Raw genomic sequence first — 23,822 nt, forward strand, 5'->3', positions numbered from 1 at the left:
GGTGTCAACGGCGCGGAGAACTTCGCGGTGATCGAGGCCCTCGCCGACTCGCTCGGTGCCGCCGTCGGCGCCTCGCGCGCGGCGGTGGACGCGGGCTGGTACCCGCACACCAACCAGGTCGGCCAGACCGGCAAGTCCGTCTCGCCGCAGCTGTACATCGCCTCGGGCATCTCCGGCGCGATCCAGCACCGGGCGGGCATGCAGACCTCGAAGACGATCGTCGCGGTCAACAAGGACTCCGAGGCCCCGATCTTCGACCTCGTGGACTACGGGGTCGTCGGCGACCTCTTCGACGTCGTCCCCCAGCTGACCGAGGAGATCAACACCCGCAAGGGCTGACCCCACGGGCTCGACCGGCCGGGGCGGTGAACGGGGAAGACCCGCTCACCGCCCCGGCCGCGTCGTATCAGCCGAGCAGTTCCTCCACCAGGTCGGCGGCCCGCCCGGTGCCGCCCTCCGCGCGGGCCTCGTCGCGCAGCCGGGCCGAGCGCCGTGCGACCTCCGGGTCAAAGACCAGCGCCGCGAGGGCCTCGCGCAGCGCTTCGGGGGTGGCGTCGTCGGTGTCGATGCGGCGGGCCACACCGAGCTCGACGAGCTTGTCGGCGTTCATGAACTGGTCGACGCCCTGCGGGACGGCGATCATCGGCACCCCGGTGTACAGCCCTTCGGAGCTGCCGCCCATGCCGGCGTGCGTGATGAAGGCGTCGGCCTGGTGCAGGATCGCCAACTGCGGTACCCAGCGGTGCACTTCGACGTTTCCGGGGATGGCGCCCAGCTCCGCCCGGTCGGTCCGGCTGCCGATCTGGAGCACGACGTGCCAGCCGGGCAGGTCCCCGTAGGCCGCCAGGCAGTGGCGGTAGAACTCGGGGCGGTCGGTGTACGCCGACCCCAGCGAGATCAGGAGCACCTTCTCCGCCCCGGCGGGACGGGTCCAGCTCTGCTCGTCGCCGCGCCCGGCGAAGCAGGGGCCGACGAAGGTGACGGTGTCGGTGTCGACGTCGTCGGCGTGCGGCTGCATCGCCCGGGGGATCAGGGCCAGGGCGTGGTCGGGGCGTCCGGGGAAGACGTCCATGTCCGTGGTGGTGGCGCCGCAGCCGGCGAGCCACCGCGTGAACTTCGCCCGGTAGTCGTCGGCGCCCGGCAGCGCCCACAGGTGCGCCGCCACGTCCTTCTCGTAGCTCCGCCACCCGACGAAGGTCGGGGACAGCTGCATGAGGGGGCGGTTCTGCGACTCGGCGAGCGCGCGGGCGGCGTACGCGCCGATGTCGTAGAGGTAGAGGTCCGCCGGGTCCCGGTCGTAGACGGCGCGCAGCTGCGGCAGGACGCGGATGCCGTCGTCGAGGAAGAGCTCCATCGCGGCGATGGGGTCGTCGGGCCAGTTGTTGTCGGCCACCGGGAGCCCGGAGTCGTAGGGGACGAAGGTGGCGCCGGTGGCCTCGATGCGCTCGGCCATCACGGGGTCGTTGGCGTAGGTGACGCGGTGGCCGCGGGCCACCAGTTCGCGGATGACCTCGATGCTCGGCAGGACATGGCTCACGGCGGGGATACCGACCATGGCGATGTGGGCACGGCGACGGGACATGAGGGATCACTCGTTTCAGCTCTGCGGCGGAAGTGGATACGGCAGACCGGCGCGTCGGCCACCCCGGCGGGGGCCGGGCCGTGGGCGCGCGGATGCGGTGTGCCGGACGGGGTCGGGGGCCTGCCCCGTCCGCGTCAGCCGTAGAGCTGGCAGATGTTCATGGTGCGAGCCTAACTTCCGCCCGGCCCGCGCGCACGCTGTTTTTCCCGTGCGCGGAGGGGCCGGGCGGAGGCGGGGGCCCGGGTCCGTCAGCTCGCGGCCGTCGCGCCGTCGGTCACCAGCCGGACCTGGTCGCCGGTGGGCCGGCGGCCCTCCTCGTCCACCACGCCCTGCTCCAGCACCGCCGTGCTGTACAACAGCGTCCCGGCCGGTCCCATGGGCGTGTCCTTCGTGAAGAAGGTGCGGGAGCCGAGGAAGGCGAGGGTGCGCTCGTCGAAGACCCACACCGAGCGCTCCGTGGAGTGCGCGTCGTCGCGGGCGATGCCGAGCCCGTGCCGGCCCAGGGCGTCCGTCGCCTCGTCGACCTCGATGACTCCGGGGATACGGGCGGCCGCCCGGTACAGGGCCGCCCCGGTGCTCGGCGGCATGACCTGGCCCTGGATGAGACCGCCGATGCGGTCGAACAGCGCCTGGTCACGGTCCTCGCCCTTCTCGTACCGCGTCCTGGCACCCAGGTAGGCCAGCAGCTCGTCCGGGTCGGCGGGCAGGGCGGCGAGGCGGCGGGCGTCGTCGATGCGTCCGGCGGCCTCGGACGCGAAGCCGGCGACCGAGGGCGGCCGGGGCTGCCGGGCCAGGAAGGCGAGGCGTCCGCGGCGGGAGCGGTTGGCGTTCTCCGCCTTGTGCGTGGCGATGCCCAGCGGCCAGGGTCTGACCGAGCCGCCCTCCGGTTCCAGCCGGTCGCGGGTGCGCCAGGCGGCGAGGAAGGTCTCGGACATGACGTCCTCGGCGGCCGACCAGTCGCCGGTCAGCCGCAGGGCGTGGTTGTACACGGCGCGCGTGGGCGTCGCACAGGCCGGCGAACGTCTCGCGGTCGCCCTCCCGCAGGCGTCGGCGCAGGCTGCCCGCGTCTTCGGTGTGTCTCACATCCTGTACCTCTCCGCGGGAAGCGGAGGGTTCCCGTGACCTGGCGCACACCCTGCCGGGTGGGCTACGCCCCTCACGGTCCCACTGGGACGGCGCACGTCCGCGCCCGCACTCCGGTGGGCCGGGGTGCGGGCGCGGGCTTGGGTGGTGTCAGGGCTGGATCGGCATCGACCAGCAGTTGGAGGAGGCCGGCTTGCCCGAGAGGCGGTCGGTCATCCAGGAGATGGCTTTCCCCTGGTCGGTGATGAGCGGGACCAGGTGGTTGGTGAGGATCTTGTCGCCCAGGTTGGGCAGGATGACGGCGTCGTAGGTGACGTCGGCGCCCTTGCCGCACCAGTCCAGGGCCAGTTGACGTGCCTGACGGTGCGGGACTATGTCGTCCTGGACGCCGGTGGCCAGCCGCACGGGGCCGGCGGGCTTCAGGGCGCCGATGCGCTGCTTGTCGAGGGCGGCCTGTGCCTTGGGCTCGGCGGCGATGATGTCGCCGAGCGACTTGCCGGTGGTGGTCCACTTGCTGCTCTTCGCGAAGCCGTAGCCGAGGATCGCGTCGCCCACGCACATGGTCGACGCGTCCTTCAGCGCGGCCCGCCCGGCGTCGTTGATGTTGGCCTCGACGACGTCGCGCAGATCAGGGTCGGCCTGCGCGAAGCCGTTGATCGACCAGGCCAGGGCGCCGGCCAGCGCGCTGCCGTCGATGCCCTTCATGACCGCGGTCAGGTCGGCCGGCGGAGCCCCGGAATACGTACCGGCGAGGTTGACGTCCGGGGCGTACGAGGGCTGGAGCTCGGCGGCCGCCGCGCTGGCCCCGCCGCCCTGGCTGTAGCCGTACAGCCCGGTACGGGACTCGGGCGTCAGCGAGGTGCCGGGGAGCGCGTGCGCGGCGCGGGCCGCGTCGAGCAGTGCGTGGCCCTCGTCCACCCGGTTGACGTAGGTGTGCAGGCGGTCGGTGGCGCCGAGGCCCACGTAGTCGGTGACGACGACGGAGACGCCCGCGGACAGGAGCCGGTAGACGGCGAGGATCTCGTAGCCGACCGACACGGTGTCACCGGTCAGGGTGAGCGGGTTCTGGAGTGCCAGCGAGGGCGCGCACTGGTCGCCCTGGCCCATGGTGCCCGAGCCCAGCGCCACCAGCGGGCGCGGGCCGCTGCCCTTCCAGGCGGCGGAGGGTTCGATGTAGGCGCCGGTCACGGCGACCGGCTCCCCGTTCGAGTCGGTCGACCGGTACATCAGGCGGGTCGCCGTGCCCGGCATCGGGCGGCCGTCGAGGCCGGGCAGGCTCGCGCCGAGCGGCAGCGGCTCCTGGCGGATCAGCGCCCCGTTGGCGGCGGGCAGTTCGGCGGGCGGGTTGTAGAAGACGGGGATGGTCACGCCCCGGGAGACGACGGGTTCGGTTCCGTCCGTGGCGGACGCGGGTGCGGCGTACGCGGCCACGCAGGCCGCCGCGGTCACCGCGACGGCCGCCGCGCGCAGGGTGCCGGGGCGCCGGCGGCGGGTGGGGGTCAAAGGGACGGTGGAACGGCTGTCCTTGCGGCTCACAGCTCACTCCTCGCTCTGCTCCGAAATGCGGGTGAGCGCAAACTAGCAGCGGTAGTTACCACAGGTAACCCATGAGTAAGTTACGCTGTGGTAACTATCGTTCGCCGGTTGCCGAGTTGCCTATCCTTGGTCCGAGTTGATCATCCGCAGCCTCCCGCACCCTGGAGTTCGCCATGTCCCGACCGGAGAACGACGCCACATCCCCGCTCATCGACACCAGCAAGCCGCACCCCGCGCGGATGTACGACTGGTTCCTCGGCGGCAAGGACAACTACCCGGTGGACGAGGCCATGGGCCGTCAGATGCTGGCCGTCGAACCGAATGTGCCGGTGATGGCGAAGATCAACCGGGCCTTCATGCACCGGGCCACCCGCTGGCTGTCCACCCAGGGCGTCCGCCAGTTCCTCGACATCGGCACGGGGATACCCACCGAGCCCAACCTGCACCAGGTGGCCCAGGCGGCCGAGCCCACCACCCGGGTCGTCTACTGCGACAACGACCCGATCGTGCTGGCCCACGCCGAGGCGCTGCTCAAGGGCACGCCCGAGGGTGTCATCGACTACGTGCAGGCCGACGCGCGGAACGTCGACACGATCCTCGAACGCGCCGGAAAGACACTGGACTTCAGCGCTCCGGTGGCCCTGTCGATGATCGCGCTGCTGCACTTCGTGAGCGACGAGGACGGCGCGTACGAGCTGGTCAGCCGGCTCACCGAGGTGCTCGCGCCCGGCAGTTACATGGTCATCTCGCAGATCACCGCCGACTTCCACCCGGAGGAGGCCCGCCAGGTGGACGAGATGTACCGGGCCAACACCCTCACGCTGGCGCCGCGCAGCCGCGCCCAGTTCGCCGCGTTCTTCGACGGACTGGAGATCGTGGAGCCCGGCATCGTCGCCGCCGAGGCCTGGCACCCGGAGCTCGGTGAGCCGGTCCCCGGCACGGGTGACGCCGTCACCCCGGGGTACGTGGCGGTCGGCCGCAAGCCGTAACCCCGGCGCACCCCGTCCCATCCGCACCGGCCCGGTGGGCACTTGGCGCCAGAAGCCCCCGCGCCGGGTGCCGCCGGGCTGTGTGATGATGCACGGAAAACGGACCGGCCGGGGTGTTCACAGCCCCCGGCGGCGTGCCGGAAGGGGCGGGGGCACAGCGTGGACAAGGGCGGGTCATCCATACCGGACGAGGAGTGGGAGCGCTTCCTGCGGGAGGCCGAGGCGGGAACCGCCGACGCCCCCGAGGAGCCGTCGGCGCGGGCCCGGATGGTGTCCCAGCGACTGCGGGAGGAGACCGGCCCGCCCGAACCCTGGCGCGGCCATCAGCCGCCCCGGCGGCGCGGCAGGGGCTGGTACGCGGTGGGCATGCTGCTCGTCGTCGCGCTGTTCGTCGTGGCCCTCAAGCCGGACCTGGTGACCGGCTGGTTCGGCTCCGGCGAGGACGATACCCCGCTCACAGCGGAGTCGGTGCGCCCCAGCGCGCCGCCGGCCACCGAGGCCGCGCTCCAACGCCCCACGCCCGACGACCCGTTCAGGGGGTCCCCGGCGGCGCGCTGGGCGGACGGGGCGGCCGGGATCACGCTGCCGAAGGCGCGGGCGACCGGCTGGATGAGCGAGCAGCAGGTGGCGCGGGCGCTCGACGACAGCCTCGCCTTCCTCGTGGACGCCGGTGTGGACCCCGGTGTGCTGCGCGGGGAGCGCCCGGAGAAGGCCATCGCGGTGCTCAATCCGAAGCAGGCGGACACCAAGGCGTTCCTGGCGAGCGCCTTCGACAGCCCGTCGCGGAAGAACAATCCGCTGCTGCTGTTCAGCCGCTTCGATCCGTCGTACGCGCGCCTGGCCGGGGACGTGGTCAGGACGCGCGGCCGGATCACCTACCGGGAGGGCGAGCGCGGTGCGGTCGAGGTGACCGCCGATGTCACCTTCGTCTATCCGCTCGTGCGGGCGGCGGGCGGCGGCGAGGACATCGCCCGCACGGTCGTGCGCCGGGAGATCGTGATGAGCTGGGACGACCCGTCGAAGGTGATCACCGAGCCGGGGACCTTCACTCTGCTGTCCTACAAGGTGGACTCCGCCAACGGCGGCTGCGACAACGACACCGGCTACTTCGTCCCCACCTTCGACGAGGGGACCGGCGCGGGCGAGGGGCCTCCTGTGGACCCGTACGACCGGAGCGCCACGATGGACGACCTGACGCAGGGCAGGGGCGACGCGGAGTGCGGCACCTACACCCGTACGTGATCTCCGCCGTCCGCCCGTCGGTGCCGGGCGGACGACGCCCCCACCCCGTACGCTTTCGACCGTGACCAGCAGAACCGACGCGGCGCAGCATCTGCGCGACCTCGCCCGGCTGCGCCGGGTCCGGGACCGGATCGACCGGGAGTACGCCCAGCCCCTGAACGTCGAGGCGCTCGCGCGCGGGGCGCACATGTCGGCCGGCCATCTGAGCCGCGAGTTCCGGCGCGCGTACGGAGAGTCACCGTACGGCTACCTGATGACCCGGCGCATCGAGCGGGCGATGACGCTGCTGCGGCGGGGGGACCTCAGCGTCACCGAGGTGTGCTTCGCGGTCGGCTGCGCGTCGCTCGGCACATTCAGCACGCGCTTCACCGAGCTGGTCGGGATGCCGCCGAGCACCTACCGGCAGGAGGCGGCGCGCTCGACGGTGGGGATCCCGTCGTGCGTGGCGAAGCAGGTGACCCGTCCGGTCAGGAATCGAGAAGCACGGCCGCAGGGTCCGCCGCTAGCGTGAGGAACGTCCGGCGCCGCGGGTACGCCGGGGTTTACGGGCAGGACCGCCGGCCGGGACCGGGCGGCGACGACGGGGCGGCCGGGCGGCCCCGCCAACCGAGGGAGACACGATGAGCAGGGGCACGCGGCCGCACACCGCCGACAGCCACGATCTGATCCGTGTGCACGGGGCGCGCGTGAACAATCTGAAGGATGTCAGCATCGAGATCCCCAAGCGCCGGCTGACGGTGTTCACGGGGGTGTCAGGTTCGGGCAAGAGCTCGCTGGTGTTCAACACCATCGCCGCCGAGTCGCAGCGGCTGATCAACGAGACGTACAGCGCCTTCGTCCAGGGGTTCATGCCGGCCCTGGCCCGGCCCGAGGTGGACGTCCTCGAAGGGCTGACGACCGCGATCATCGTCGACCAGCAGCGGCTGGGCGGCGACACCCGCTCCACGGTGGGCACGGCCACCGACGCCAACGCCATGCTGCGCATCCTCTTCAGCCGCCTCGGCTCCCCGCACATCGGCCCGCCCAGCGCGTACTCCTTCAACACCGCGTCCGTGAAGGCGAGCGGCGCGATCACCGTCGAGCGCGGCAACAGGAAGGCCGTGAAGGCGACCTTCAGCCGGACCGGCGGCATGTGCCCCGAGTGCGAGGGCCGGGGCACCGTCTCCGACATCGACCTCAGCCAGCTCTACGACGACTCCAAGTCCCTCGCGGAGGGCGCGTTCACCATCCCCGGCTGGAAGTCGGACAGCTTCTGGACCGTGCGGGTCTATGCCGAGTCCGGCTTCCTGGACCCGGACAAGCCGATCGCGAAGTTCACCGAGCAGGAGATGCGGGACTTCCTCCACCGGGAGCCGACCAAGGTCAAGGTGGAGGGCGTCAACCTCACCTACGAGGGACTCATCCCCAAGATCCAGAAGTCCTTCCTGTCCAAGGACAAGGACTCGCTCCAGCCGCACATCCGGGCGTTCGTGGAGCGGGCGGTCACCTTCACCACCTGCCCCGCCTGCGAGGGCACCCGGCTCAGTGAGGGCGCCAGGTCCTCGAAGATCGCCGGGATCAGCATCGCGGACGCCTGCGCGATGCAGACCAGCGACCTGGCCGCCTGGATCGGCGGTCTGGACGAGCCCTCGGTGGCGCCGCTGCTCGGCGCGCTCGGGCAGACGCTGGACTCGTTCGTGGAGATCGGCCTCGGCTATCTGGCGCTGGACCGTCCGGCCGGCACCCTGTCCGGCGGTGAGGCGCAGCGCGTCAAGATGATCCGCCACCTCGGCTCCTCGCTGACCGACACCACGTACGTCTTCGACGAGCCGACCGCCGGTCTGCACCCGCACGACATCCAGCGGATGAACAACCTGCTGCTGCGCCTGCGGGACAAGGGCAACACGGTGCTGGTCGTGGAGCACAAGCCGGAGACGATCGCGATCGCGGACCATGTGGTGGACCTCGGTCCGGGCGCCGGTACGGCGGGCGGCACCGTCTGCTTCGAGGGCACGGTCGACGGGCTGCGTGGCTCGGACACCGTCACCGGCCGCCACTTCGACGACCGGGCCGCGCTCAAGGAGGTCACCCGCGAGCCCACCGGGGCGCTGGAGGTGCGGGGTGCGACGGCGAACAACCTGCGCGGTGTCGACGTGGACATCCCGCTCGGGGTGCTGACCGTCGTCACGGGTGTCGCGGGATCCGGCAAGAGCTCGCTGATCCACGGCTCGGTGTCCGGGCGGGACGGGGTGGTGTCGGTCGACCAGAGCCCGATCCGCGGTTCGCGGCGGAGCAACCCGGCGACGTACACCGGGCTGCTCGACCCGGTCCGCAAGGCGTTCGCCAAGGCCAACGGAGTGAAGCCCGCCCTGTTCAGCGCCAACTCCGAGGGCGCGTGCCCGGTGTGCAACGGCGCGGGGGTCGTCTTCACGGACCTGGCGATGATGGCGGGTGTCGCCACGGTCTGCGAGGAGTGCGAGGGCCGGCGTTTCCAGGCCTCCGTGCTCGAATACCGGCTCGGCGGGCGGGACATCAGCGAGGTGCTCGCGATGCCGGTGGACCGGGCGGAGGAGTTCTTCGGCTCCGGCGAGGCGCGTACGCCGGCCGCGCACCGCGTCCTCGAACGCCTCGCGGACGTCGGGCTCGGCTACCTCAGCCTCGGCCAGCCGCTGACCACGCTCTCCGGCGGTGAGCGCCAGCGGCTGAAGCTCGCCACGCACATGGGCGAGAAGGGCGGTCTGTACGTGCTCGACGAGCCGACCACCGGCCTCCACCTCGCGGATGTGGAGCAGCTCCTCGGGCTGCTCGACCGGCTGGTGGACGCGGGCAAGTCGGTCGTCGTCATCGAGCACCACCAGGCCGTCATGGCGCACGCCGACTGGATCATCGACCTGGGTCCCGGCGCCGGCCACGACGGCGGCACGCTGGTCTTCGAGGGCACCCCCGCCGAACTCGTCGCCGCCCGGTCCACGCTGACGGGCGAGCACCTCGCGCGGTACGTCGGCGCCTGAGTGACATCGCGGCGCCTGCCCGGCCCGTGGCGGCCGGGCAGGCGCTTCTCCGTGCCCGTCGGACGGGCGGTGGCCGGACTGGATGCCCGATCGGGTCAAGACGACGGGCCGTGGAACCCATGAGCCTTTTCAAGATGGCCGATTCGCACCGGAGTGGGCCGTGTGCGTGGAGTGATGAACCATGTCATACCGCCACCAACCCTTCACGGTGGGCCACTTGAACCTTGAACCACTCATGGTCGCCGACCTGTGGCGTCGCGCGACCGGCCGGGCGGCGGGGCCGATCCAGAACAATCACCTTCGCTAATCGGATCTAACCTTTCCGCAACGACGCGCCCCCTGATGGGGGTTGGCGAAACGGGCCGGAGCAGGGACCGGCCGATCATTCCGCCTCAAGGAGGCGGGGCGCCGTACCTCCCGGTGACACAAGGGTTGGACGGGCGCGTACAAGCGGGAGTTGACCATTCCGCTTAGCCTCTCGACATCCACCTCGGAGACAGGTTTGATCGGAGCGGATCGTTTCCGCGCTTCTGCGTGAACGCAAATTTTCGACACTGCCCGCATCCGAGGTTGTGCACTGGGCATAGGATCAAGCCGCGCCACTGGAGCCCCGCCCGCCCCGCCTGTCCCATCCGCAACTGTGCACATGATGTACGAGCGTCCCTACCGACACCCCACAACCCGTTAACAGGTATCTGCGTGTCACCGATACTCAGCACCGGTTCCGGCGATGGAGCCGCGCAGTGAAAATCAATCGTCGTCTCGTCCTGCTGGTCACCGCGCCCCTCACCGTCGCGGTCACCTTCTCGGCCCTGGCCCTCGCACCCGCGACCAACCAGGCGCTCCAGGCGAACCGGCTGGCCTCCATGGTCGATGTAGCCGCCGGCGCCGCCGATTTAACTCATCAGCTGCAGCGCGAACGCGCGGCAGCCACCGCCCTGGTCTCGAACCAAGGGGACTCGGCCGCCTTCCAGGAAACCTCTCAGGCGACCGATAAGAGCATCGCCACCTTCAACAGCCGGATCAAGCACCTGTCCGAGGTGCCCGGAAGCGCCCAGGAGGCGCTTGACCGCATCGACCGCTTCATCGACGAACTCCCCGCCCTGCGCGCGCAGGTGCGCTCGGGCAGCACCACGATCTCCGCGCTCGCCTTCGGCTACCGGATCGTGATCGCCGACCTCAACGGCTACCGCGACGGCATCGCGCAGGCCGACGGGGTCGACGCCGAGATCGCCGACCGCATCCGCGCGGCCGCCGCCCTGTCCGAGGCCGCCGAGTACACCGCCCAGCAGCAGGTCACCGTCATGAGGGCGCAGGCCGCGGGCGGCTTCACGGTCGCCTCGCAGCGCACGTTCGACGCCACCCGGCTCGGCTACACCGAGTCGACCGGCAAGCTGTTCGGTCTCGGCCCGGCGGAGTGGCGGACCTGGCTGGAGCGCACCCTCTCCGGCCCGAAGGCCCTGGCCTCCCGCAAGCTGGAGGACAAGATCGGGCGTACGGACACCAGCAAGGCCATCGGCGTCACCCCCAAGGAGTGGGTGACCGCGTCCGAGGACCGCCAGACCCTGCTGCACTCGGTCGAGAAGCGGATCGACGCGTCCGTCGCCGCGACCGTCGACAAGGAACGCACCAGGCTGCTGTGGACCGCCGGCGGCGAAGTCGCCCTGGTGCTGCTGACCCTGGTCGGCGTCGTCGTCGTCGCCATCCGCCTCGGCCGCGTCATGATCCGCCGGCTGCGCGACCTGCGCAACGCCGCGCACGAGGTCGCCCACACCCGGCTGCCCGCCGTCATGAGCGAGCTGTCCCAGCCCGGCGCGCTGAGCGGCTCCACGCCCGAGCAGGTCGCGGAGCGGACCGGCAACCCGATCGAGACCACGGGCGGGGACGAGATCGGTGAGGTCGGTGAGGCGTTCAACGCCGTCCACCACGAGGCCGTCCGGCTCGCCGCCGAACAGGCGCGCGTGCACGAACAGTTCGCCGAGACCCTGGTCCGGGTCGCCCGCCGGGGCGCCCAGCTGACCAGCGTCATGGTGTCCGAGCTGGACACCGTGCAGCGCGACGAGGCCGACCCGGAGCGCATGAAGACGCTCTTCGCGCTCGACCACCTCGCCATCCGCATGGAGCGCAACACCAACAACCTGCTGGTCCTCGGCGGTTACGGCAACGCCCGGGTGCGCTCCGCGGACATCGGCTGCTCCACCGTCATCGTGGCCGCCGCCCAGCAGATCGAACGCTTCGACCGGGTCTCCCTCGGCGCCATCGAGGCCGGCATCGGCATCGCCGCCCGCGCCGTGCACGACGTCGCCCACATCCTGGCCGAGCTCCTGGACAACGCGACCCGTTTCTCGCCGCCCGACGCGCAGGTCGGGGTCGCCGTCTGGCGGCTCTGGGACCGGGCCGTCGTCCAGATCGTCGACGAGGGCGTGGGCATCTCCGCCGAGCGCCGCGCCGTGCACAACGCCGCGCTGCGCGAGCCCAAGGCGGGCATCGGGGACGTACGTTCCATGGGTCTGCACGTGGTGGCACGGCTGGCCGCCCGGCACGGCATCGTTGTCGAACTCCGCGACTCCTCGGGCCCCGGCACCATCGCCGAGGTCACCCTGCCCAAGACCGTGCTGGCCGAGGTCGCCGTCGAGGCTCCCCCCGTCCAGGGCGCGCCCGGTGAGGACCGGCGCGACGAGGTCCGCTACGAGGCGCCGCGCCCGGTCACCGCCGGCCGCCCGACGCGCGACGTGCAGGGCCGGCCCGGCCGTCCCGTCGGCGCGAGCATCGGCTCCCGCCCGGACCGCCCCTCCGACGCGGACAAGCGCGACGACCACGAGGGCCCGGCGCGCGAGAAGGGCGAGGACAGGCGCGAGAGCGGCTCCACGCCCTCCCCGCACCCCGTGCACGACGAGCCGGTCTCGCGGATCGCCGGGGTCAGCGCGTCCGGTCTGCCCCTGCGGCAGCGCAACACGCCCCAGCAGTGGCCCACCCTGGGCAAGCGGGGCGGCACCGATCAGCGGTCCGGCACCGCCACGCCGAGGCCGTCACCCCGCCGCCGGGACTCCCGGCAGGTCTCCGACGTCCTCGCGGCCTACGCCCAGGGCATCAGCCGGAGCACGAACCCCCGCGGGCGTTCCGCCACCGATGACAACACCGAACGGACCAAGAAATGACCTCACCCACCGACCTGAGCTGGATCCTGAGCGACTTCGCCGGACGCATCCCGGAAGTCACCCAGGCGATAGCCGTGTCCGTGGACGGACTCGCGCTGGCATACACCGGTGTGGAGCGTGACGACGCCGACCGGCTGGCCGCCATCGCCTCCGGCGTCGTCAACCTGCTTTCCGCGGCAGCACAGCTGACGAACACCGACCCGGTCGAGCACAGCCTCACCGCGATGGAGGGCGGCTACATGTTCTCCATGGCCGTCTCCAGCGGTGCCTCGCTCCTGGTGACCACCACCAGGGACGCGGACATCGGTGAGGTCAGCTACATGATGTCCGAGCTGATCAACCAGGTCGGCGACTCGCTGTCCCCGCAGGTCCGTTCCTCTCACCACTCCCCCACGCACTGACCGTCGGCCGTCCCCCCACGGCCGCACCGACCCGTCCGCGGAGCCGACTCCGCGGTCGGGTCACACCGTTGTCCGACACTCCCCCGATGAGAGCTCCCATGTTCTTCGACATACCCCGCCGTACCCGCCACCGCAGATTCCTGCGCCCGGCCGGCGCCGCCGCCCTCGCCCTGGGCCTGGCCGCCGTCACCGGATGCAGCAGCGACAGCGGCTCCGGCGACAAGACCATCAAGGTCGGCCTGGTCGCCTCCCTGTCCGGCACCTACAAGTCGGTCGGCACCGACCTGCGGGACGGCTTCGACCTCTACCTGAAGACGCACGGCAACAAGCTGGGCGGGCGCAAGGTCGAGCTGATCGTCGCCGACGAGGGCGACGGTCCGCCGACCGCGGTTCCGGCCGCCACCAAGCTGGTCAAGAAGGACAAGGTCGACGTGCTGACCGGCCTCGTCGGCGGTGGCTCGGTCAACGCGGTGCTGCCGCTGGTCAACCAGGCCAAGATCCCGTTCCTGGGCTCCAACGCCCGGCCCGAGGTCAAGGACGACACGTACGTCTGGACGACGAGCTTCATGTCCGACGAGCCGGGCAAGGCCATCGCCCCGTACGTCAAGGAGAAGGTGAACGGACCGGTCTACGCGATCGGCCCCGACTACCAGGGCGGTTACGACGAACTGCGCGGGTTCACCGACGAGTTCAAGCGCATCAAGGGTGAGCTGGCCAACCCCGACGGCAAGACCAAGTGGACGCCGTTCCCGCAGACGACCAACTTCATGCCGTACTTCGCGGAGATCGCCAAGACGGACGCCAAGGCCGTCTACTGCTTCTACGCGGGCAAGGCGGCGATCGACTTCGCCAAGCAGTACGCGCAGTCCGACATCGCCGACCTGCCGCTGTACACCGCCTTCGTCACCGAGGGCAGCGTGCTCCAGGCCGAGGGCCAGGCCGCGAAGGGCATCTACTCCGTCCTGAACTACGCGCCGGACCTCGACAACGCGGCCAATCGCAAGTTCGCCGCCGACTGGACCGCCGAGCACGACACCCAGCCGACCACGTACGCGATGTCGTCCTACGACGCCGCCGCCGTGCTGGACAAGGCGATCGCGGACGCCGCGAAGAAGGGCGACGTGACGCCGCAGACCATCAACAAGGCCATCGACGGCCTGGGCCAGATCGACAGCCCCCGCGGCGCGTGGGAGTTCGGCGCGAAGAGCCACGCACCGGTCCAGACCTGGTACCTGCGCCAGGTGCGTCCGGACGGCAACCAGCTGTCCAACGTCATGGTCCAGGACCTGGCGACGCTCGGCGGCTGACATGGAGCTTCTTGATGCCCACCTCGTGCCGGCGGTGGACGGAGTGGCCTACGGGCTGCTGCTGTTCGTGGTCGCCGCCGGCCTGAGCCTCGCGTTCGGCACCGCCGGCGTACTGAATCTCTCGCACGGCATGCTGTACGCGATCGGCGCCTACACGGGCGCCGAGCTGAGCGACGGAACCTGGGGCGGCCTCGTCATCGGGCTGGCCGCCGGAACGGCTGCCGCCGCCCTCGCCGGGGCGGGGCTGTCCGCCGCGACGGTTCCGCTCGCCCGGCGTGGGCATCTCGCTCAAGCCCTGCTGACCTTCGGGATAGCGCTGGTCGGCGGTGATCTGCTCATCCAGTTCTTCGGAGCGGACGAGCTGCCGGTGCGCGTCCCCGGCGCGCTCGACTCCTCGGTCCACCTGCTGGGCCACCGCTACCCCGCCTACCGGCTCTGCTTCATCGCCATGGCCGTCGTCCTGGCCGCCTTCGGTACCTGGGTGCTGACCCGGACCCGGGTGGGGGCCGCGGTACGGGCTTCGGCGGACGATCCCCAGATGCTCGCGGCCACCGGGCACAACCCCCGTGCCGTGCACACCGGGGTGCTCGCGGCGGCGGGTGCGCTGGCCGGTGCGGCGGGCGTGCTCGGGGCGCCGATCATCGGCCCGGGGCCCGGCACCTCCGAGAACGTCCTGATGCTGTCCCTCGTGGTCGTCGTCCTCGGCGGGCTGCGCTCGCTGTGGGCGACGCTCTTCGCGGCGGTCGCCGTGGGCGAGGTCCAGACCCTGGGCGTCTCCTTGCTGCCGGATCTGGCCCCGTACCTGCTGTTCGCCGCGATGGCGGCGGTGCTGGTGTTCCGCTCCCGCTTCGCGGAGCCCGCGGCGCACGAGGAGCAGGGCCCGTCGTCGGACCCGCTCACCCGGCTCCGACGTCTCCTCGCCGCGCGGTTGCAGAACCGTTCCCGCACGGTCGCGGCACCGGCCCGGGAGCCCGCCGAAGCGGCTCCGGGGCGGTTCGGGGCGTGGCTGCGCGGGTCCGGGTGGCGGCAGGCCGTCCCGCTGCTCGTACTGCTCGCCCTGCTGTTCGCGCTGCCGGGCATGCTCGACGCGTACAGCATCTCGCTGGCCGGGTCCGCCCTGGCCCTGGGGCTGCTCGCGGTCAGTGTCACCGTGCTGACCGGTTACGCGGGACTGCCCACCCTCGGGCAGACCGCCCCGTTCGCCGTCGGCGCGTACGCCACCGCCAATCTCGCGGACGCCGGGTGGACGATGGGCCCGGTCCAGATCGTCCTCTCGGCGCTGGCGGCCGCGGTGTTCTCGGCGCTGACCGGGCCCGCCGTGATCCGGGCCCGGGGCACCACCGTCCTGATGATCACGCTCGCCGTCGGCGAGCTGACGAGTGCGGTGATCAACCAGGTCAAGTCCGTCACCGGCGGCGCCGACGGGCTGGTCGGCTTCCCGGCCACCCAGGCGCTGTGGGGCGGTGAGGGCATGACCGAGGAGAGCGAGCTGTACGTCTACGCGCTCGTCGTCGCCGTCGTCGCCGTGGCCCTGACCCTGCTGGTGCTGCGCTCCCCGGCCGGCAAGCTGCTGACCGGGACGCGGGGCGCCGAGGCGCGGATGCGGGCCTCGGGCCACCCCGTGGGGCGCTATCTGCTGGTGGCCCACATCTGCGCGGGCGCGCTGGCCGGCGTCGGCGGCTCGCTGATGGTCACCGTCCAGCAGTACCTGTCCCCCGCCGACGTCGGCTTCGAGATCGCCGCGTTCGCCCTGCTCGCCGTCGTCATCGGCGGCGCGACATCCGTGATCGGCGGCCTGCTGGGCGCCGGGCTCATCGTCTTCACCCGGGACTGGGTCGCGAGTTCCTGGCCCGGCCACGGACCGCTGCTGCTCGGGATGCTGTTCATCGCCGCCGTGTACCTGCTGCCGCGCGGTCTGGCCGGCCTGCGCACCGCCATCGGCCGGCCGGCGCCGGACGGGACGCCTCCCGCCGTAGCCACGCCCGCCCCGTCCCCCGCCGGGAAGGTCTCCCCATGACGCCCGCACCGACCGCCGCACCGGCGGCCCCCGTGCTGGACCTCGACCGCCTCACCCGCAGGTACGGCAGTCTCACCGCCGTCGACGACGTCAGCCTGCGGCTGCCCGCGGGCGCCCGGCACGCCGTCATCGGCCCCAACGGCGCGGGCAAGACGACCCTGCTCAACCTCATCGCCGGCACCGACCGGCCCGACCGCGGCACGATCGTGCTGAACGGGACGGACGTCACCCGCGCGTCCACCGCCAGGCGCAGCAGGCTGGGCATCGCCCGCAGCTTCCAGCAGCCGTCGGTGATCTCGGAACTGACGGTGCTGGACAACATCGTCCTGGCCGGCTGGCCGCACCACCCGAAGCGCCGGGGCGCCTGGCGCAGCCCGTCCCGCTACCGGCAGCACGCCGAGTCCGCGGCACAGCACCTGGAGACCGTCGGGCTCGCGGACCTCGCGCACCGCCCGGCCTCCACGCTCTCCCACGGGCAGCGCCGCATGCTCGACCTGGCCGCCGCCCTGGCGGGCGATCCGCGTCTGCTGCTCCTGGACGAGCCGGCGGCCGGGCTGACCGACGGCGACATCGGGCGGCTGCTCGCCATCCTCGGCGCCCTGCCGGCGAGCGTGGCGATCGTCCTGGTCGAGCACCACGTGGAGGTGGTCGCCGAGCTCGCGACGTCGGTCACCGTGCTGGCGGCGGGGCGGGTGCTGGTCACCGGTCCGACCCGGGAGGCGCTCGCCCACCCCGAGGTCCGCGACGCGTACCACAACACGGGCCCGATGGCCGGTGAGGAGCCGGAGCACGGGGCCACGGACCTCGTCACGGGCACCACCGAAGCGAGAGGATGACCGACCCCCGATGCTCGAACTCACCGGCCTGACCGCCGGCTACCACGGCGGCACCGTCCTCCACGGCCTCGATCTGTCCGTCCCCGCCGGCACGGTCCACGCCGTCGTCGGCCACAACGGCGCGGGCAAGACGACGCTCGTCCACACCGTCGCCGGTCTGATGCGCCCCGGCTCCGGCACCGTACGGCTGGACGGCCGGGACGTGACGGGGCAGCCGGCCCACCGGACCGCCCGCGCCGGAATCGGTCTCGTGCCGCAGGGCCGCCGGGTCTTCGCCAACCTCAGCGTCGCGGAACACCTGCGGCTCTCCCACCGCCCGCCGCGCCGGGGCGACACCACGCGCCCGAGCGTGTGGACGCCCGCCCGCGTGCTGGAGCTGCTGCCCCGGCTGGGCGAGCGCCGGAACAACCGGGGTTCGGACCTGTCCGGCGGCGAGCAGCAGATGCTGGCCCTGGCCCGCGCGCTGCTCGGTTCGCCGAGTGTGCTGCTGCTCGACGAGCCGACCGAGGGCCTGGCCCCGGCTCTGGTCCGCCAGGTCCACGAGCTGGTGACCACGCTGGCCGACGAGGGCATCGCCGTCCTGCTGGTGTCGCCGAGTCCGGCCCAGGCGGCCGAGTGCGCGCACACGCTGACGGTGCTGACGTCGGGGCGGGTGGGACTGCGGCTGGACGGGGCGGAGGCCCGTACGGACCCCACCGCGCTGCACGCCGCGCTCGAACTCGCGCCGACGCCGGCCTGACGGGCGCGGCGCGCGCGGAACGCGGAGGGGGGCGGTGACCGGGTTCCGGTCACCGCCCCCCTCCGCGTCCGGCGCTACTTGACCTTGAGGCTGTGGCCGCCGAAGCCGCTGCTGCGGTCGGAGCCGCTGTTCTGGTCCTGCCACCAGGCGTCGAACTCCGGCTGGCCCATGGCGGACCAGTCCGGGGTGTTCTCGACCTGGGTGCTGCCCATCCGGCGGGCGAGGGTGACCATGGCGGAGCCGACCGCGCCCCGGCCGCTGTCGTACCGCTCCAGCACGTCCTTCCAGCTGTCCCCGGCGATCCAGGCGGCCTCCAGGGCGGTGGCGTCCTGGAGCGCCTTCACGCTGCCGGCGCCGACGTGCGGCCGGGCGACGCTGGCGGCGTCGCCGACGAGCGCCATGCGCCCCGAGGTGTAGTGCGGGACGGCCAGATCGTAGATGGGCTGTATGAAAGTGGTCTCGGCGGGCGTGCCGAGGACCTTGGCCGCCCAGAATGGCGGAAAGTTTTCGGCGACCAGGGTGCGCAGGTGGTCGGTGAGCTCGGAATTGAGGCGGCCGGGCGGCAGCGAGGTGGGGGTGCGCAGGTCGGGGTGGAGGCCGTCGGTCTGCGGGGGCGCGGTGTAGAGCACCCAGTTGAGGCGGTGGCCGCCGGTGCCGTCCGGGATCCGGTAGATCATGCAGTGGCCGCCGGGGAAGACGATGTTGTGCGCGTCGAGGCCGTCCGAGGGCAGCCCCTCGATGTCCGCCGACGCGCCCCGCCAGCCGATGTAGCCGGCGTACTCGGCGCTGACCCCGGGGAACATGGCCTCGCGGACCACCGAACGGTATCCGTCGGCCCCGATGACCAGGTCGAAGTGCTCCTCGTGCCCGTCGGCGAGCCGCAGCGTCGCCCCCTCGTCGTCGGGCCGCACGGCGCTGACGACGGCGCCGGAGCGGTAGTCGACGTCCTCGGGCACCCGGCGGCGCAGCTCGCTCCAGAGCGAGCCCCAGTTGTAGGCGCGGAAGGGGAACGGCTGTTCGCCGATGGCCCGGCCGTTGGCGGCTTCGCCATCGCGTACGCTCCAGACCCGCCGGGTCAGCGGGGCCCAGGGCATCTCGGGGGCGACGTATCCGGCGTCCTTCAGCTCGTTGTAGCGGTCGCTCTGCAGGGCGATTCCGACGCCCCGGTCCCGGAGTTCGGCGTCGGCGCGTTCGAAGACGGTGACCCTCTCCGCGCCTCCGCGCGTCGCTGCCAGGGCCGTGGCACACCCCGCTATGCTCCCGCCGACCACGGCGATGCTGCCTCCACGCATGTCTGGCTCTCCACTCACTTGATGTCCCGAAATGCCCGCACGGCCGCTTCACCGCCGGACGGCTTTTCGGAAGTTCGCTTGCATTGCCGCTGGTTGGCCCGTTCCTTTCGGTCGGGGCTCGAACGGAATCCTATCGAGGGGTGCCCAACGGGCGGACGTCGCAGGTGATTCCGTTTCTTTTCGTTGCGGACTCTCTGTCAGACTCCGGTTCCTGTGCGCTCGTTGACTGTTTCGGATTAGGGTTCTGTCATGTCCCCCTCGCCGGTCAGATGCTCAGAACACCGCGCGCCGGCCGGCTCCGGCGTCGGCCCGGACCCGCTGCGAAGACGCCTCGCCGTTCCCGTCCGCAACTGATCGAGGGCGCGCCCCGAGCGATGCGCCCCCTTCCCCGGGCGGCCGTGCCGAGCGCGGCCAGATCCCGGGAGTCCGGGCACTACGGAGTACAGACACGATGCGACACGCCCCCGGCAGCGGGTGCTTCGGCCTCGACGGCCCGCGGACCGGCACGGCCGCCCGACAGGCCCCGGCCGCAGGAACCGTCCCCCTGATTCTCGCGAGGACCCGATGACCGAACTGATACTGATCCTGCTCGCGTCGGCGGCCGGTGCCGGCGTATCGCTCCACTTCCTGCGCCGGGCACGCGCCGAGAAGCGGCGGGCGGACGAGTCGCAGCAGCAGCGCGAGCAGCTCGCGCAGCAGTTGCGGGCCGCCGAGCAGTTCGTCGCGTACATCGCGCAGACCGTCGTCCAGGCGGCCGCCTCGGAGGCGCAGACCGGGCGTCCCTACCAGCTCGACCCGGCGGTTCCGCCGCAGCTGGCGCACACGCAGCTCGCCAACGGGCTGAGCGCGCTGGCCAACCAGGTGCGCTCCGCCATCACCATGACGAGCCGGCTCGCGCAGAACGCGGCGGAGGAACAGCTCGCCCAGGTCTGGTCGGAGACGGAGCGTCAGGTCGCCCAGGCCCGTCAGGAGTCGGTGGACGTGGCGCGCGCGGCGGTCCGCGCATTCGCCTCCAGCACGGTGCACCGCGCGGCGAAGCTGAGCAGCACGATCAGCGCCGGTGTACGCCGCCATGTCTCGGACGAGGCGTACGCGACGCTGGTCGAGATGGATCATCTGGCCCAGCAGATGCTGCTCACCGCGTCCGGGTACGGCGTCCTGGCCGGTGACAAGCTGTCGCGCCGCTGGCCGGCCACCACGCTCACCGATGTCGTGCGCACCGCCATGGGCCGGGTCGAGGGCTACCAGCGCGTCCAGCACACGGACCTGGAGTCCTTCGCCGTGCGCAGCCGGGCCGTGGAGGCGGTCGTCCACGCCCTGGCCGTGCTGCTGGACAACGCCCTGCGCTACTCGCCGCCCAACGCCCGGGTGCACGTCTCCCTGGAGCACGGGGCGAACGCGGCGTTCCTGGTGGTGGACGACGCCGGTCTCCGGATGGAGGACGAGCGGCTGACCTGGGCCCGGGAGGTGATGTCCGGCGAGCAGCGGGACGACATCACCCGGCTGGGCGCCTACCCGCAGACGGGTCTGCGCGTCGCCTCGGTCCTCGCCCACCAGTACGGCTTCCGGGTGGAGCTGACGGCGCCGAACCTGTACGGCGGCACGCGCGCGATCATCGTGCTCCCGCAGGAGCTGCTGACGACGCCCGGCCCTTCCCGGCCGGTTCCGGCGCAGACGGTGCCCGTGGCCCGTCCGGCGGCCGTCCCGCCGGCGCCCCTACCCGCCCTGCTGACGGAGCCGGAGCCGGAGCCCATGACCCCGGCCACGCCCGAGCCGGTCGCGGAGCCCGCGTGGGCACGGACCGAGGAGCCGGCACCCACCCCCGAGCCCGCACCCGCACCCGAGCCCGACCCGCGGCCCGGGTCCCGGCCGGCGCAGACGACCACGGCCAGCGGACTCACCGTCCGCCGGCGCGGCGAGCGGCCCGCAGCGGCCCGGTCCGGGCCCGAACCGGTGGTGGAGCCGGGCAGGCCCGCGGTGGCCGCCGCGTGGATGGCGGGCAGCCGCCGCAGCCGGGACAACCAGAACCCCCCTCGTACGGACGAAGGACGTTGATCATGTCGGACACGCACGCGAACACCCTGGGCTGGCTGCTGGACGAGGCGCTCGGATCGGTGGACGGCGTCCGGTACGCCGTGCTGATGAGCGGCGACGGTCTGCTCAAGGCCCGGACCCGCACCATCAGCCAGGAGGACGGCGAGAAGCTGGCCGCGCTGACCGCCTCGCTGCGCGCGTCGGGCCGCGCGTGGGACGAGTTCACCGGCGGGCAGGGCGTACGCCAGCAGCTGATCGAGTCCGTTTCCACGATCGGGCTGACGACCGCGGCGGGGCAGCACACGATGCTCTCGGTGGTCACGACGGGACCGCACGCCGACGTCGGTCTGATCAGCCACCACATGGCCCTGCTCGTCGTCCGCCTCGGCGAGCAGCTCGGCACGCGGGAACGCACCCCGGTCCTCCAGCCGGACGGGGGCCCCGCCGCATGAGCGGACCACGGCACGATCCGGACATGGTCCGGCCCTACGTCCGTACGGGCGGGCGAGTCCGCCCGGACCGGGACGTACGCCTGGAGAGCGTGGTCGTCGCCGCGTCCGGCCCGGTCGGCGAGCTGGGGCCCGACGCTCGGCGGGTGATGAGCCTGTTCGCGGTGGGCCGGGGCGGTCTCGCCGTCGCCGACATCGCCGCGGCGCTCCAGCTGCCGCCCTCCACCGTCCGGATCATCGTGTCCTCCCTCATGGACAGCGGCCATCTGGCCAGTCCGGCCCCGGCCGTCGACGACCAGCCCGAGAACGACCTCCTGCAGAAGGTGCTTGATGGACTGCGAGAACTGGTCTGACTCACCGAACGGCGTCTCGTACGTACCGTCCACGGTGACCCAGTCCGCCAAAATCGTGATCGCCGGCGGTTTCGGCGTCGGAAAGACGACCTTCATCGGCAGCGTCTCGGAGGTCAGGCCGCTGCGGATGGAGGAGCCGATCACCCAGGACAGCGTCGGGATCGACGATCTGCGCGGTGCGCCGGACAAGACCACGACGACCGTGGGCATGGACTTCGGCCGCATCCACCTGGCCGGCGGCGCCCTCGCCCTGTACCTGTTCGGGCTGCCCGGACAGGCCCGCTTCCAGCCGCTGTGGGAGGACCTGGCGCACGGCGCCCTGGGCTGCCTGGTCCTGGCCGACACCCGGGACCTGGACGCGAGCCACGAGGCGCTGGGGCTGCTGGAGGACCAGGGCATCCCGTACGCGGTCGCGATCAACGTCTTTCCCGGCGCCCCCGAGTACGGCATCCCCGAGATCCGTGAGGCCCTCGCCCTGGACCCGGCGACTCCTCTGACCACCTGCGACGCACGGGACCGTACCTCCTGTGTGTACGCCCTGATCACGCTCACGGAATACCTCGCCTCGCACCGCGCGGCCCTCGCCCTGGAGCCCATGCCATGACCTCCCCCAGCAGCACCGTGTCGTCGGCCCGGCCGGGCCGGGTCGCCCTGTACGAACCGGAGTTCGCCGCCGACCCGCACGCCGCGTACGCGCGGATGCGGGCGGCGTACGGCGCCCTGGTGCCCGTCGACCTGTCCCCGGGCGTCCCGGCGACACTGGTGATCGGCTACTTCCAGGCCCGGCGCATCCTCAACGACCCGCTCTACTTCCCGCATGACCCGCGCGTCTGGCAGGAGCAGGTGCCGGCCTCGTGCCCGGTGCGGCCGATGATGGAGTGGCGGCCCAACGCGCTGCGCAGCGGTGGCACCGCACACGCCCGCTACCGTTCCGCCAACACCGCCGCCATCGACGCCGTCGACCAGCACGAGCTGCGGGCCCGGGTGGAGAAGCTGGCCGAGGACGCCATCGGGGACTTCATCACCGCGGGCAGCGCCGATCTGCTCACCCAGTACGCCTGGCCGATCGCCTTCCGCGTCCTGAGCTCACTGCTCGGCTGCCCGGACGAGATCGGGGCGCGCATCGCCGACGGGATGTCGCGCATCTTCGAGGCCACCGACGCCCAGCGGGGCAACGAGATCCTCGGCCAGGCCGTCGCCGACCTCGTCGCCCTGCGCCGGCGCCACCCCGCCGACGACATCACCTCCCGGCTCGTCACCCACCCGGCGCAGCTGACCGACGAGGAGATGGGGCACCAGCTGGTCACCTTGTACGGGGCGGGCATCGAGCCGCTGACCAACCTCATCGCCAACACCCAGCTGAAGATCCTCACCGACGAGGAGTTCTCCGCCGGGCTGCACGCGGGGCAGTCCACCGTGCGGGACGCGCTCGACACCGTCCTGTACACGGACCCGCCGATGGCGAACTACTGCATCACCTACCCGCCCTACCCGGCGGACATCGACGGGGTGCTCCTCCCGGCCCACCAGCCGGTCCTCATCTCCATGGCCGCCTGCAACAACGACCCGGCGATCGCGCAGTCGCCGGGCGGCATCGCGGGCAACCGCGCCCATCTGGCCTGGAGCATCGGCCCGCACAACTGCCCGGCCCGCTCCCACGCGTATCTCATCGCGGAGACCGCGGTCACCTGTCTGCTGGACGCCCTGCCCGAGATGGACCTCGCCGTTCCTGCCGCCGAACTGCGCTGGCGGCCGGGCCCCTTCCACCGCGCGCTGGAATCCCTGCCCATCGTGTTCACCGCCTCCCACTGAAG

The 23,822-nt window shown here is 72.2% G+C and carries 19 protein-coding genes and 1 pseudogene; 16 read left to right on the forward strand and 4 right to left on the reverse strand.

The window, feature by feature from the left end:
• Positions 1-339: electron transfer flavoprotein subunit alpha/FixB family protein (locus B082_RS0119770; RefSeq protein WP_018550888.1), on the forward strand; the 339-nt coding region annotated here is incomplete at its 5' end.
• A 67-nt stretch (positions 340-406) separates the two neighbouring features.
• On the opposite strand, the gene B082_RS0119775 is transcribed toward B082_RS0119770, so the two are convergent.
• The 3 genes and pseudogenes from B082_RS0119775 to B082_RS0119790 all read right to left on the reverse strand — a co-directional run bounded on the left by B082_RS0119775 (position 407) and on the right by B082_RS0119790 (position 4,201).
• Positions 407-1,582 (reverse strand): macrolide family glycosyltransferase, encoded by a 1,176-nt coding sequence (locus B082_RS0119775; protein ID WP_018553549.1) that lies wholly within the window; start codon positions 1,580-1,582, stop codon positions 407-409.
• A 248-nt stretch (positions 1,583-1,830) separates the two neighbouring features.
• Positions 1,831-2,665: pseudogene (locus B082_RS36335) on the reverse strand (CU044_5270 family protein).
• A gap of 150 nt (positions 2,666-2,815) precedes the next feature.
• Positions 2,816-4,201: a lipase family protein gene (locus tag B082_RS0119790; RefSeq protein WP_018553552.1), complete on the reverse strand. Its 1,386-nt coding sequence runs from the start codon at positions 4,199-4,201 to the stop codon at positions 2,816-2,818.
• Between the two features lie 173 nt (positions 4,202-4,374).
• On the opposite strand from B082_RS0119790, the gene B082_RS0119795 reads away from it, so the two are divergent.
• From B082_RS0119795 to B082_RS0119840, 10 genes are all read left to right on the forward strand, one after another.
• Complete coding sequence (locus B082_RS0119795; RefSeq protein ID WP_018553553.1) at positions 4,375-5,190, forward strand: SAM-dependent methyltransferase; 816 nt, start codon at positions 4,375-4,377, stop codon at positions 5,188-5,190.
• A 159-nt stretch (positions 5,191-5,349) separates the two neighbouring features.
• Complete coding sequence (locus B082_RS0119800; protein WP_018553554.1) at positions 5,350-6,432, forward strand: hypothetical protein; 1,083 nt, start codon at positions 5,350-5,352, stop codon at positions 6,430-6,432.
• Between the two features lie 61 nt (positions 6,433-6,493).
• Positions 6,494-6,943 carry a helix-turn-helix transcriptional regulator gene (locus B082_RS0119805; RefSeq protein ID WP_018553555.1) on the forward strand — a complete coding sequence of 150 codons (450 nt, stop codon included), beginning with the start codon at positions 6,494-6,496 and terminating at the stop codon, positions 6,941-6,943.
• A gap of 109 nt (positions 6,944-7,052) precedes the next feature.
• Entirely contained in the window at positions 7,053-9,422 is a 2,370-nt protein-coding gene (locus tag B082_RS0119810; protein ID WP_018553556.1) for an ATP-binding cassette domain-containing protein, read from the forward strand.
• A 743-nt stretch (positions 9,423-10,165) separates the two neighbouring features.
• The gene (locus B082_RS0119815) at positions 10,166-12,580 is read left to right on the forward strand and encodes a nitrate- and nitrite sensing domain-containing protein (protein WP_026249974.1); all 2,415 of its coding nucleotides are present in this window, start codon (positions 10,166-10,168) and stop codon (positions 12,578-12,580) included.
• A complete protein-coding gene (locus tag B082_RS0119820) occupies positions 12,577-12,981 on the forward strand; it encodes a roadblock/LC7 domain-containing protein (protein ID WP_018553557.1) in 405 nt (134 codons plus the stop codon). The genes B082_RS0119815 and B082_RS0119820 overlap by 4 nt, the downstream gene beginning before the upstream one ends.
• Positions 12,982-13,079: 98 nt before the next feature.
• Positions 13,080-14,288: an ABC transporter substrate-binding protein gene (locus tag B082_RS0119825; RefSeq protein ID WP_018553558.1), complete on the forward strand. Its 1,209-nt coding sequence runs from the start codon at positions 13,080-13,082 to the stop codon at positions 14,286-14,288.
• A 1-nt stretch (position 14,289) separates the two neighbouring features.
• Positions 14,290-16,305, forward strand: a complete 2,016-nt coding sequence (locus B082_RS0119830) for an ABC transporter permease subunit (RefSeq protein WP_026249975.1) — start codon at positions 14,290-14,292, stop codon at positions 16,303-16,305.
• Positions 16,302-17,141: an ABC transporter ATP-binding protein gene (locus B082_RS0119835; RefSeq protein WP_018553560.1), complete on the forward strand. Its 840-nt coding sequence runs from the start codon at positions 16,302-16,304 to the stop codon at positions 17,139-17,141. Before B082_RS0119830 ends, B082_RS0119835 begins: the two co-directional genes overlap by 4 nt.
• 10 nt (positions 17,142-17,151) lie before the next feature.
• Positions 17,152-17,880 carry an ABC transporter ATP-binding protein gene (locus B082_RS0119840; protein ID WP_018553561.1) on the forward strand — a complete coding sequence of 243 codons (729 nt, stop codon included), beginning with the start codon at positions 17,152-17,154 and terminating at the stop codon, positions 17,878-17,880.
• A gap of 74 nt (positions 17,881-17,954) precedes the next feature.
• On the opposite strand, the gene B082_RS0119845 is transcribed toward B082_RS0119840, so the two are convergent.
• The gene (locus tag B082_RS0119845; RefSeq protein WP_018553562.1) at positions 17,955-19,172 is read right to left on the reverse strand and encodes an FAD-dependent monooxygenase; all 1,218 of its coding nucleotides are present in this window, start codon (positions 19,170-19,172) and stop codon (positions 17,955-17,957) included.
• A gap of 564 nt (positions 19,173-19,736) precedes the next feature.
• Between B082_RS0119845 and B082_RS0119850 the strand changes: the two genes are divergently transcribed.
• From B082_RS0119850 to B082_RS0119870, 5 genes are read left to right on the forward strand one after another with little or no spacing between them, the layout of a single operon-like run.
• Positions 19,737-21,227 carry an ATP-binding protein gene (locus tag B082_RS0119850; protein WP_018553563.1) on the forward strand — a complete coding sequence of 497 codons (1,491 nt, stop codon included), beginning with the start codon at positions 19,737-19,739 and terminating at the stop codon, positions 21,225-21,227.
• 2 nt (positions 21,228-21,229) lie between these two features.
• Positions 21,230-21,658 carry a roadblock/LC7 domain-containing protein gene (locus tag B082_RS0119855; protein WP_018553564.1) on the forward strand — a complete coding sequence of 143 codons (429 nt, stop codon included), beginning with the start codon at positions 21,230-21,232 and terminating at the stop codon, positions 21,656-21,658.
• A 23-nt stretch (positions 21,659-21,681) separates the two neighbouring features.
• Positions 21,682-22,008, forward strand: coding sequence for a DUF742 domain-containing protein (locus B082_RS0119860; protein ID WP_018553565.1), 327 nt, complete (start codon positions 21,682-21,684; stop codon positions 22,006-22,008).
• The gene (locus B082_RS0119865) at positions 21,986-22,612 is read left to right on the forward strand and encodes a GTP-binding protein (protein ID WP_018553566.1); all 627 of its coding nucleotides are present in this window, start codon (positions 21,986-21,988) and stop codon (positions 22,610-22,612) included. The genes B082_RS0119860 and B082_RS0119865 overlap by 23 nt, the downstream gene beginning before the upstream one ends.
• On the forward strand, positions 22,609-23,820 hold the full coding sequence (locus B082_RS0119870) for a cytochrome P450 (protein ID WP_018553567.1): 1,212 nt from the start codon (positions 22,609-22,611) through the stop codon (positions 23,818-23,820). The genes B082_RS0119865 and B082_RS0119870 overlap by 4 nt, the downstream gene beginning before the upstream one ends.
• Positions 23,821-23,822: the final 2 nt, after the last annotated feature.

It is taken from the genome of Streptomyces sp. ATexAB-D23 (genome assembly GCF_000373645.1).
In the GTDB taxonomy this organism is placed as follows: domain Bacteria; phylum Actinomycetota; class Actinomycetes; order Streptomycetales; family Streptomycetaceae; genus Streptomyces; species Streptomyces castrisilvae.

Excerpts from the sequence above, each read along its gene's own strand:
- B082_RS0119850 (WP_018553563.1), top strand. The coding sequence starts at position 19,737 with ATGACCGAACTGATACTGATCCTGCTCGCGTCGGCGGCCGGTGCCGGC.
- B082_RS0119865 (WP_018553566.1), top strand. The coding sequence starts at position 21,986 with ATGGACTGCGAGAACTGGTCTGACTCACCGAACGGCGTCTCGTACGTA.
- B082_RS0119840 (WP_018553561.1), top strand. The coding sequence starts at position 17,152 with ATGCTCGAACTCACCGGCCTGACCGCCGGCTACCACGGCGGCACCGTC.
- B082_RS0119845 (WP_018553562.1), bottom strand. The coding sequence starts at position 19,172 with ATGCGTGGAGGCAGCATCGCCGTGGTCGGCGGGAGCATAGCGGGGTGT.
- B082_RS0119810 (WP_018553556.1), top strand. The coding sequence starts at position 7,053 with ATGAGCAGGGGCACGCGGCCGCACACCGCCGACAGCCACGATCTGATC.
- B082_RS0119830 (WP_026249975.1), top strand. The coding sequence starts at position 14,290 with ATGGAGCTTCTTGATGCCCACCTCGTGCCGGCGGTGGACGGAGTGGCC.
- B082_RS0119855 (WP_018553564.1), top strand. The coding sequence starts at position 21,230 with ATGTCGGACACGCACGCGAACACCCTGGGCTGGCTGCTGGACGAGGCG.
- B082_RS0119825 (WP_018553558.1), top strand. The coding sequence starts at position 13,080 with ATGTTCTTCGACATACCCCGCCGTACCCGCCACCGCAGATTCCTGCGC.
- B082_RS0119860 (WP_018553565.1), top strand. The coding sequence starts at position 21,682 with ATGGTCCGGCCCTACGTCCGTACGGGCGGGCGAGTCCGCCCGGACCGG.
- B082_RS0119870 (WP_018553567.1), top strand. The coding sequence starts at position 22,609 with ATGACCTCCCCCAGCAGCACCGTGTCGTCGGCCCGGCCGGGCCGGGTC.
- B082_RS0119775 (WP_018553549.1), bottom strand. The coding sequence starts at position 1,582 with ATGTCCCGTCGCCGTGCCCACATCGCCATGGTCGGTATCCCCGCCGTG.
- B082_RS0119820 (WP_018553557.1), top strand. The coding sequence starts at position 12,577 with ATGACCTCACCCACCGACCTGAGCTGGATCCTGAGCGACTTCGCCGGA.
- B082_RS0119795 (WP_018553553.1), top strand. The coding sequence starts at position 4,375 with ATGTCCCGACCGGAGAACGACGCCACATCCCCGCTCATCGACACCAGC.
- B082_RS0119835 (WP_018553560.1), top strand. The coding sequence starts at position 16,302 with ATGACGCCCGCACCGACCGCCGCACCGGCGGCCCCCGTGCTGGACCTC.